Consider the following 9,576-nt stretch of genomic DNA (forward strand, 5'->3'; position numbering starts at 1 on the left):
ACTCCGTGGGCGACTCCATGGTCTGTTCGGCGCCTGATTCACGCTGTGGCGAACCCGGCGTCTGGTCTGCTCGGGGCGATTCTGGGATGGGCAAGCGGCGTTCCTGCCGCCACAGCGTGGCACTCGGGGTTTGCAACGCATTGAAAACAGGCCGGTATTTTCTGTTCCGTTTTGTTCCTGTGCGGGTGGTCGTTCCCGCCGATACCCTTCGGGCTCGGTTTGGCGCGGATGCTTGAGCCACCGGGCGGCAGCCGGGCGCGAGTCCAGGCGGTCAAATCGGGAGTGTGGGTTGGCGTCGGCGAACAATAGACACGGGACGACGCCCTCCGGGCGAAAGCGGTCTGATCCGTGTCGCCTCTGTCGACAACAGCTTGAGACGATCGGCGGGAAGCGGACGCAGCGGGACGAGTGCCCCGACGTTCGTTCGCTGGCCCGGGGTCATGCCGGACCGAACCCATGCCAGGCAAAGGGAACAAGGCGATGAGAATGAATAAGGAAAATACCCTGGCGGCGCTGGTCGCTGCCGGACTGATGGCTGCGCCGCCGATGGCCGCGCTGGCGCAATCGGATCAATCCGCCGGACTGGCGGGCGCCGTGCAGCAGGCGATCGAATCCAACCCGGAGGTGCAGTCGAGCTGGCATGCCTTCGTCTCCTCTGGTCACGACATCGACGTGGCCCGGGGCGGTTACCTGCCGACGGTCGACGCGGTCGCAAGTGTCGGCCAGGAGTCGCGCAACTACGGGGTCAACGAGGACTACTCGGTCGCCGCGGCCGAGATCTCGCTTACGCAGATGCTCTACGACGGGTTCTTCACCCGTTCGGAGGTCGAGCGCCTCGACAACGCCCAGCTGGTGCGCTACTACGAGCTGCTCGGTAGTGCCGAGGAGGTTGCGCTGGAGACCCTCCGCGCCTACCAGGACGTGCGCCGTCAGCGTGAACTGGTCGAGCTGGCCGAGGAGATCTTCCAGGAGCATTTGGACGTCAAGGCTCAGGTCGAGGAAAGCTCGAGCGCCGGGGTGGCCCGCGGTGCCGACATGGAGCAGATCAACGCCCGCGTCTCGCTGTCGGAGTCCAACCTCGTCAACGAGATCTCCAATCTTCACGACGTCTCCGCGCGCTACCTGCGGATCGTCGGCCAGTCGCCGGCCGAACGCCTCGAGCCGATCGACCTGGACGATTCGGCCCTGCCGGCCGACGTGGCGGCCGCCCTCGAGCTGGCCTACGAGGGCAACCCGTCTTTCCGGGCCGCCCTGCGCGATATCGAATCCTCGCGTGCCGCCGTGGAGAGCCGTCGTGCCGCGTTCCACCCGCGCTTGAACCTGAACGCGAGCTACGGTGTCGACAATCGCGACGATTTCGGCGTTCGCGAGAACCAGCGTGATGCGCGCATCGGGCTGGAACTGCGCTTCAATCTCTACAACGGCGGAAGCGACCGGGCCGCGGTCAAGAGCGCCGCCGAAGAGCTCAACGTGGCCAAGAGCCTGCGGGACAAGGCCTGCGTTGACATGCGCCAGGATCTGCAGATCGCCTACCACGACGTGAGCAAGCTCGCCCAGCAGGTCGAGACGCTCAACAACTACCGTCTGGCGGCAGATCGGGTGCGGGTCGCCTACCGCAACCAGTTCCGGATCGGTCAGCGCACGCTGCTCGATGTCCTCGACTCGGAAAACGAGTACTTCCAGGCCAGTCGCTCCTACGTCAACGCCGAGGCCGACCGGCGTCTGGCCATCGCCCGTGCGCTGGCCTCCAGTGGGCGCCTGCTCGAGGCCCTCGAGGTTCGTCGCGACGGTCTGCCGAGCCTTGCCGATCTCGGTATCGAGCCGCTGGCGGTCGATCCGGAATCCGCCTGCCCGAGCGTCGATATCGCGATGAACCTCCCCGAGGTGCCCCGCGAGCGATGAACCGTGCCTCCACTTGCAGCTCGGCGTCTCGGGGGCAGCCCGAGGGGATGCGTCCGATGACGAGCGGATGTCGAACCATCGGCGGGGGACGGGATGACCGGCGAAGCGGTTGAAACACGCGGTGATGCGCTGACCGAGTGCCTGACGTTTCTGTGTCGCTACCACGGTACGCCGATGTCGCGGGAGTCGCTGGTGGCCGGGCTGCCACTGGAACAGGGGCGGCTGGCTCCGCCGGAGTTCGAGCGCGCCGCCCGGAGGGCGGGGCTGTCAAGCCGGTTCGTGTCCGGCAAGGTCCGTTCGGTGAATCCCGCCCTGCTGCCGGCCATCGCGCTTCGCGACGAAGACGGCGCCTGCGTTATCACCGGAGTCGACCGCAAGGCCGGCATTGCCACGGTGATCTACCCGGAGCTCAACGACGCCGAGGTCGAAATCGGGCTTGACGCGCTCGAGGCCGAGACCAGCGGCTGGCTGGTCTATGTCCAGCCGCAGTTCCGGTTCGACGAGCGTGCCGGTGGACTCGCGCCGCGGGCCGACCAGCACTGGTTCTGGGGCGTCATCCGCCAGAACCGTGGCCTCTACCGCGACGTGCTGGTCGCGGCGGTGATGATCAACCTCTTCGCCGTGGCGATGCCGCTGTTCATCATGAACGTCTATGACCGGGTGGTGCCGAACGCGGCCACCGACACGCTGTGGGTGCTTGGGGCAGGGGTGTTCCTCGCCATCAGTGCCGATCTTGCGTTGCGGGTCATGCGCAGCCGGTTCGTCGATCTCGCGGCCAGTCGCGCGGATGTCAAGCTCTCCTCGAACATCATGGAGCGCGTGCTGGGCATGCGCATGGCCAATCGGCCCGCCTCGACCGGTTCGTTTGCCAATACGGTCCACGCCTTCGAGTCGGTACGCGGCTTCATCGGGTCGATGAGCGTGGTCTCCCTGGTCGACCTGCCGTTCGTGCTGCTTTTCGCCGGCATCGTCGCCCTGATCGGCTGGCAACTGGTGGTGCCGATCGTGCTCGGTGCGCTGCTGGTGCTGCTCTACGCGCTGGGTGCCCAGCGACGCCTGCAGCGCCTGTCCGAGGACGCCATGCGGGCCGGTGCGATGCGCAACGCCACGCTGGTGGAGGGGCTGACCGACATCGAGACGGTCAAGGCTTTCGGGGTGGAAAGCCGCCTGCAGGCCGACTGGGAGAAGACCTCGGTGTTCCTCGCTCAGAACGCCGCACGCATGCGCCTGATCTCCGCCACGGTGGTCAGCGGGGCGCAGTGGGCCCAGCACGCGGTGGGCATCGCGATCATCGTGATCGGCGTCTACCTGATCATGGAAGGCGAGCTCAGCCTTGGTGGCATGATCGCCGCCTACCTGCTCTCGTCCCGCGCCATGGCGCCGATCGGCCAGGCGGCGGGCCTGGTGATGCAGTACCACCAGTCGGCCGCCGCGCTCGATGCGCTCGACGACGTGATGGCACAACCGGTCGAGCGCCCGCCGGGCAAGTCCTGGATCAGTCGGCCGGGGATGAGCGGCGAGATCGAGTTCCGCCACGTGAGCTTTTCCTACCCGCAGACCGGCGGTGTGGTGCTCGATGACGTCAGTTTCCGCATTCGCGCCGGCGAGCACGTCGCCGTTCTGGGTCGTAACGGCTCGGGCAAGAGCACCATCGAAAAACTGATCCTCGGCCTCTACGAGCCGGACGCCGGGGCGGTGTTGATCGACGGGGTCGATGCCCGCCAGATCGATCCGGCCGAGCTGCGCCGGGCGATCGGTTACGTGCCGCAGGACATCTCGCTTTTTCACGGGTCGCTGAAGGAGAACCTTGCCCTCGGCGCGGCCAATGTCGACGATGCGCGCATCCTCGAGGTGGCCAAGCTCAGCGGACTGGCGGCCATGATCAACCGTCACCCCGAGGGATTCGACATGCCCATGGGCGAGCGGGGGCAGTTCGTCTCCGGTGGTCAGCGCCAGTCGATCGCCATCGCTCGGGCGTTGCTGCATGATCCGCCGATGCTGGTGCTGGACGAGCCCACCGGCGCGCTGGACCATTCCACCGAGGCCTTGATCAAGCGCAACCTCCAGCGCGTCGCCAAGCACAAGACCCTGCTGGTCAACACGCACCGCAGTTCGATGCTGGAACTGGTCGACCGGATCCTGGTGATCGATGCCGGCCGGCTGGTCGCGGACGGGCCCAAGGACGAGGTGATCGAGGCCTTGCGCCAGGGACGGATCTCGGGGGCGGAGCGATGAGCGAATCACGCCGCAAGAAGACCATCGAGGAGCGTGGTTTCGACGGCGTGGGTCGCCTGACCGGTTCCCGCCGCGCATCGGGTGGCGGCGGCGACACCGTTGGCCTGGGCGAGGAGCGGCGCGGCAACTGGGCCGCCCAGGCCGGCTGGGCGCAACTGCAGCAGACCCCGTTGCGGGCGCGTGCGTTGCTGTACACGCTGTTCCTGGTGCTGATCGCTCTGATCGTCTGGGCCGGCTTCGCCGAGCTCGACGAGGTCACCCGCGGCCAGGGCAAGGTCATCACGTCGCACAAGACGCAGCTGATCCAGTCACTCGACGGCGGGACGGTGCGCGAGATCCTGGTCGACGAGGGTGACACGGTCGAGGAGGGCGAGTTGCTGGTGACGATCGACTCGACCCGATCCATGTCCAGCCTGCGCGAGAACCAGGTCAAGCGTTATGCCCTGCGTGCCGAGGTGGCCCGCCTGGAGGCGCTGACCAGCGAGGAGCCGCTGGCCCTCCCCTCGGATCTCGAGCGCGAGGCCCCCCAAGTGGTAGCCAAGGAGCGGCGGCTCTACGAATCCTCGCGCCGCGAGCTCGAGGAACAGCTCGCCATCCACCGGGAAAAGCTCGAGCAGCGCCGTCAGGATCTGCGCGAGGCCGAGGCCGCCCGCAACCAGCATTCCCGTGCGTTGTCGCTGATCCGGCGCGAGCTGAAGGTGACCCGTCCGCTGCTGAATTCGGGGGCCGTCTCCGAGATCGACATCATCCGGCTCGAACGCGACGAGGCGAACAGCCTGGGCGAGATGGCCCGGGCCGACGCCGCAATCTCCCGGGCGAAGTCGTCGATCGAGGAGGCGACCGGGCGCATCGAGGAAGTGCGGCTCAACGCCTTCAATCGCTGGCGTTCGGAGCTGGCCGAGGCCAGCGCCAAGCTCGATGCCCTGGGCGAGGCCGAGGTGGGGCTGGCCGACAAGGTGAAGCAGACCCGGGTGCGTGCACCCATGGACGGCACCGTGCAGCGGTTGTTCATCAACACCACCGGCGGGGTGGTCGGCCCCGGGCGCGAGATCCTCGAGATAACCCCGGCGAACGACCGGCTTTTGATCGAGGCGCGCATCAATCCGAAGGACATTGCCTTCCTGCGCCCGGGACTGCCCGCCAAGGTGAAGTTCAGCGCCTACGACTTCACGCAGTACGGCGGGCTGGAGGGTGCCGTGACGCACATCAGCTCGGACACCATCACCGACGACGATGACAATACCTTCTACCTGGTGCGCCTGGAAACGCGCGCGACCGGGTTCTCGCCCGAGCAGCCCATCCTGCCGGGGATGATGGCCGAGGTGGACATACTCACCGGCAAGAAGACGGTGCTGGAATACCTTCTCAAGCCCGTGCTGCGTGCCTTTTCGCAATCGATGTCCGAACGATGACTGGTCCGACACACCTCTTTCTTACCGAACCCGGGTTTCGTACCTCGCGCTGGCAGAGTGCCTTTCCCGGAGCGATCGTGCTCGACGCTACGACATCGGCACAGCATCGGGCCATCACGTCCACGGACTCCCGCCCGGCGGTCGCCTGGGTGCTGGCAGGCATGGAGGACTGGGAGCGCCGGATCCAGGCGCTTGCCGGGGAGGGTGCCACCGTGATCGCCATGTCACGCGAGCCTGCCATGGAGGAGCTGCGCCGTGCGCTGGGGTGTGGTGCGCGCGGCTACGTGCACGCCGTCTCGCCGCCGGCGCTGCTCCAGCAGGCGGCGCAGGCCGTGCAGACGGGGGGCATCTGGTTGCCGGCGGAGGTGGTCAATGCCGTGGTGCGGGTGCTGTCGACCACGCTCGACGTTCCCGGAAACGTCACCCGGGCGGTCGCCCCCTTGCTCGCCAGCCTGACCGAACGCGAGCGCGCGGTCGCCGAGGCGGTGGCAGGCGGATTGAGCAACAAGGAGGTCGCGCGGCGACTGGACATCACCGAGCGCACGGTCAAGGCGCACCTGAGCGCCGCCTTTCGCAAGCTCGGCGTTCGTGATCGAATGCAGTTGGTGGTGCGGCTGCGCATGGCGGCCGAGCCGGACCGCGATGTCGGCTGATCAAAGGGGGGCGACCCGATGGATAACGTTTACGTGAAGCGGGACCCCAGCGGGGAGATCGTGGCCATCGGGCGCGAACCGGAGCCGGGCATGGCCGAGGAGGTCGCCTTCGGTGACCCGGGCGTGCAGCGCTTCCTCGATCCGTCGCGCGGAGCGGAGCCGGAGGCGGTCGCCGAGGCCCTGCAACGGTCGGATGCCGAGCTCGTGCGCGTGGTCGAGGACCTGGCGCACCTCCTGATCGAGAAGGGCGTGATCAAGTTCACCGAGTTGCCCACGGCAGCCCAGCGCAAGTTGCTCGACCGCCGCCGGTTACGTCGCGATCGCAAGGCTCTCGACCTGATCGGCGGCGCGGATGACAACGGCGGCGATCACTTCATGCCCTGACGGCAGTCTGCCGCGACCCTCGTCGATAGCGCTTCGTCGCGACGAAGCCGTGCCTCAGTCGGCGACCCCCGGGCCGCTGACACCGTCGACCCCAAGCTGGCCCAGCAGCGTGATCTCCTCAGCCGATCGCACCCCGTCGGCTATCACGGTCAGGCCAATGGCGTGCGCCATGCCCGTGATACCGCGCAGGTAGTTCCGATTCGATTCGCTGCCGACCAGATCGGTGGTCAGCGAGCGATCGAGCTTGATGTAGGCCAGTCCCAGCTCGTGCAGGGCCTCGATGTCGGTCAGGGCCAGGCCCGCCTTCTCGATCCCCGGTCGGTACCCGAGCGGAACCGTGGCGGTGCAGAATTCTCGAAACGCCGCCGGGTGCTCGATCACGGCGCGCTCGGCAACCTCGATCGACACCCGCCCGGCGATCGCCGCGTGCGCGATGAGCCGGTCCATCAGGCGGCTTCTCGTCGATTCGTCCAGGAGGCTGTCGATGGACAGGTTGAGCGCGACCGGCTCGATGTCGTCCGATTCGGCCAATCGCTCGAGTTCATGTTCGAAGATGGTCAGGTCCAGCTCCGGGAGCAACCCGAGTCGACGGGCCCAGGGCAGGAACTGGCCGGCCGTCCAGGTGCGATGGTCGTTCTCGAGTCGCAGCATCGCCTCGCGGTGGATAAGCCGTCCGTCGAGGCGGCGCGTGGCGAAGTGCGCGGCGTGGATGCGTCGCCCGGCAATGGCGGTTCGGAAGATCTCGCGCCACTCGTCGCTGCCGTGCAGTCGGTCCACGTCCTCTCCCTGCACGGCCCATTCCAGATCGGTGGTCCCCCGGTGCTCGGCCCGAGCCAGTGCGTCATCAAGCCGGATCAGGATCGCGGATCGTTCGTCGGTCGAGCCGAAACGCCCACCGGCCAGTGCGATCTGGATGGGCAGGTCGCCGCCGTGCTGGTCGGCAAGCCCCCGCATCGCTTCGATCAGGTAGTCGGCAATCGGCCTGGCATCGAGGAGATCCGTGAGGATCAGCGCGAAATCGCTGCCGTTGAGGCGCGCGACGTGATCGTCGCTGAACTGGTCGCGGTGCGCCCCTGCGGTCGCTTGGAGCCGATGGGCCACTGCCTGGATCAGGGCATCGGTCTGTTGATGGCCAAGCTGACGATTGATCTCGGCGAGGTCCACCACGCGCAGCAGGAACAGGCCGTGCTGGCGGTTCGGGTCGTCGTCTGCAAGCAGGGCGGCCAGTACGTCGTCGAATCGGCCGCGGTTGCCCACGCCGGTGAGCGAGTCACGCTGCAGCCGCTGACGCATGTCCTCGAGACGCGAGCGCTCCTCGCCCAGCATGTCGCGCACGCGGGCGGAGAGGATGTTCATCGAGCGAACCACGCGGCGGAACTCGAGGGTTCTGGGTTCCGGCGTGGCGATGAAGCGCTGGTTGCCGATCGATTCCGCCTGATCGACCACGTCGTCGAGCGGCCGGGTAAGCGACTTGAGGACCATCGAGCCCAAGAGCCCGAGCACCGCGGCGATACCGAAGAACCACAGGAACATTTCGACGGTGGTGTCCCAGAGCGCCTCGAGGGCGAAGCCGCTTAGGCTCTCGACATGCAGGGTGCCGTATTGCTGCCAGCCATCGGGCACCTGGGCGACGCCGGGATCGACCCGCAACTCGGCGAGCTCGGCGAACCAGCCGGGTACGTCGCCTACCTCGTCCGTGGGACGTGTTCGCGCGGTGATCGGTTCGCCGTTGGGGGCCACCAGTTCAAGGCGCTGGTAGTGCCCGGTGTCGAACTGCGCGGCGATCATCAGATCGATCAGCACCGGGTCCTTCTCCACCTGCGAGAGCGTCAGGGCCAGGGTGTTGGCGTTGTCGATGTTCTTGAGGTGCAACTGCTCCTCGAAGTAGGCCCGCGCGCTCTGGAAGCTGATGGCGAGGCTGCTGACGAACGCGATGACCATCACCGAGGCAATCGCGATCCAGAGTTGTCGATTCAATGCCATGGCGGGACTCACTCACTCGGCCGGGTGGAGGTGTCGGAGGAATTCGCGGGCGCGGACAGCTCGATGCCCTCGTTCTGCGTGCGTTCGAGCACGTCGCGCCAGCGGGAAAGGCGGTCCGTGGAGCGGTCGGCCTGGCGTTGCCGGCCGCCGACCCACAGGCCTTCGCTGTTGAAACTGAACACCGGGGTCAGGTCGGGACGCTGGCCGGCCGGGGCGACCAGGCGCACGAGACTGTCGAGGATCAGCGGTTCGGCGTCGGGTTCGGGGTAGTAGCCCAGGACCATGTGGGCGCGACTGGCGCCACCCATCTTGGCCCGCACGTAGATCAGACGCAGTTGGCGGTTGTCGATGCCGGCCTCGCGCAGCACCAGGTACTTGGCGATGGCGAAGTCCTCGCAATCGCCGGCGCCGTGACCGATGGTTTCCACCGGCGAGGCCCAGTAGTCCTGCTTGCCCCACAGCTGATCGTCCTCGACGTAGCGGATGCGGCGATTGAAGAACGCGTTGACGCGCTCGGCGCGCTCACGCGGCTCGAGTCCGCTGATCTCGTCGAGCAGCACCTCGAGCTCGTCGATGACCTCGGCGCGTTGCGGGTCGAACCGCTCGCTCACCTCGTCCTTGAGCACGTCGAAGTCGATGCGTACCTCCGCGTGTCCGAACCCGTGAATCATCACGGCAAGACCCAGCGCCATCGTGGCAAGGAGCAGTCGGGTTGTCCCAGATGCCGGCATCCACACCGTCCCGTGAGGCCAGGTTCCGGTGCACCTCGATGCACCATGGGGCGCGCACTCGGGGCAGGTGCCGTGGCCGGCCTCCCGTGGCGCATCGAATCGCCCGTCGACAAGACGATGGGCGAGGCGCGTGCTCCTTGACCCGTTGGCCATCAAGCACACGTCCTCGCCCAATCCTACCCCAGCGAGCGGCACCCGACATCGCCGGGCCTCGCCGATGACTCAGGTATCGATCTTCAGCTGTCCGCTGTCGAGCATGTTCTGGATCAGCTCGTC

General features: G+C 67.1%; 7 protein-coding genes. 5 read left to right on the forward strand and 2 right to left on the reverse strand.

What is annotated here, in order from left to right:
• Positions 1 to 486 precede the first annotated feature (486 nt).
• From ACLFRM_RS07985 to ACLFRM_RS08005, 5 genes are all read left to right on the forward strand, one after another.
• Positions 487 to 1,902 carry a TolC family outer membrane protein gene (locus ACLFRM_RS07985; RefSeq protein ID WP_410755211.1) on the forward strand — a complete coding sequence of 472 codons (1,416 nt, stop codon included), beginning with the start codon at positions 487 to 489 and terminating at the stop codon, positions 1,900 to 1,902.
• 93 nt (positions 1,903 to 1,995) lie between these two features.
• Entirely contained in the window at positions 1,996 to 4,137 is a 2,142-nt protein-coding gene (locus ACLFRM_RS07990; protein ID WP_410755212.1) for a type I secretion system permease/ATPase, read from the forward strand.
• Complete coding sequence (locus tag ACLFRM_RS07995; protein ID WP_410755213.1) at positions 4,134 to 5,549, forward strand: HlyD family type I secretion periplasmic adaptor subunit; 1,416 nt, start codon at positions 4,134 to 4,136, stop codon at positions 5,547 to 5,549. The genes ACLFRM_RS07990 and ACLFRM_RS07995 overlap by 4 nt, the downstream gene beginning before the upstream one ends.
• A complete protein-coding gene (locus ACLFRM_RS08000; RefSeq protein WP_410755214.1) occupies positions 5,546 to 6,202 on the forward strand; it encodes a LuxR C-terminal-related transcriptional regulator in 657 nt (218 codons plus the stop codon). The genes ACLFRM_RS07995 and ACLFRM_RS08000 overlap by 4 nt, the downstream gene beginning before the upstream one ends.
• 18 nt (positions 6,203 to 6,220) lie before the next feature.
• Positions 6,221 to 6,586 carry a tryptophan synthase subunit beta like protein gene (locus ACLFRM_RS08005; RefSeq protein WP_410755215.1) on the forward strand — a complete coding sequence of 122 codons (366 nt, stop codon included), beginning with the start codon at positions 6,221 to 6,223 and terminating at the stop codon, positions 6,584 to 6,586.
• A gap of 54 nt (positions 6,587 to 6,640) precedes the next feature.
• Here the strand turns inward: ACLFRM_RS08005 and ACLFRM_RS08010 are convergent, their stop codons facing one another.
• Both ACLFRM_RS08010 and ACLFRM_RS08015 read right to left on the reverse strand, forming a co-directional pair.
• Positions 6,641 to 8,569 carry an EAL domain-containing protein gene (locus tag ACLFRM_RS08010; protein ID WP_410755216.1) on the reverse strand — a complete coding sequence of 643 codons (1,929 nt, stop codon included), beginning with the start codon at positions 8,567 to 8,569 and terminating at the stop codon, positions 6,641 to 6,643.
• Positions 8,570 to 8,577: 8 nt separating this feature from the next.
• Positions 8,578 to 9,300, reverse strand: coding sequence for a transglutaminase-like cysteine peptidase (locus tag ACLFRM_RS08015; RefSeq protein WP_410755217.1), 723 nt, complete (start codon positions 9,298 to 9,300; stop codon positions 8,578 to 8,580).
• Positions 9,301 to 9,576 lie beyond the last annotated feature (276 nt).

Source organism: Guyparkeria sp. (assembly GCF_046540515.1).
GTDB lineage: Bacteria > Pseudomonadota > Gammaproteobacteria > Halothiobacillales > Halothiobacillaceae > Guyparkeria.

Excerpts from the sequence above, each read along its gene's own strand:
- ACLFRM_RS08005 (WP_410755215.1), top strand. The coding sequence starts at position 6,221 with ATGGATAACGTTTACGTGAAGCGGGACCCCAGCGGGGAGATCGTGGCC.
- ACLFRM_RS07985 (WP_410755211.1), top strand. The coding sequence starts at position 487 with ATGAATAAGGAAAATACCCTGGCGGCGCTGGTCGCTGCCGGACTGATG.
- ACLFRM_RS08010 (WP_410755216.1), bottom strand. The coding sequence starts at position 8,569 with ATGGCATTGAATCGACAACTCTGGATCGCGATTGCCTCGGTGATGGTC.
- ACLFRM_RS08000 (WP_410755214.1), top strand. The coding sequence starts at position 5,546 with ATGACTGGTCCGACACACCTCTTTCTTACCGAACCCGGGTTTCGTACC.
- ACLFRM_RS07990 (WP_410755212.1), top strand. The coding sequence starts at position 1,996 with ATGACCGGCGAAGCGGTTGAAACACGCGGTGATGCGCTGACCGAGTGC.
- ACLFRM_RS08015 (WP_410755217.1), bottom strand. The coding sequence starts at position 9,300 with ATGCCGGCATCTGGGACAACCCGACTGCTCCTTGCCACGATGGCGCTG.
- ACLFRM_RS07995 (WP_410755213.1), top strand. The coding sequence starts at position 4,134 with ATGAGCGAATCACGCCGCAAGAAGACCATCGAGGAGCGTGGTTTCGAC.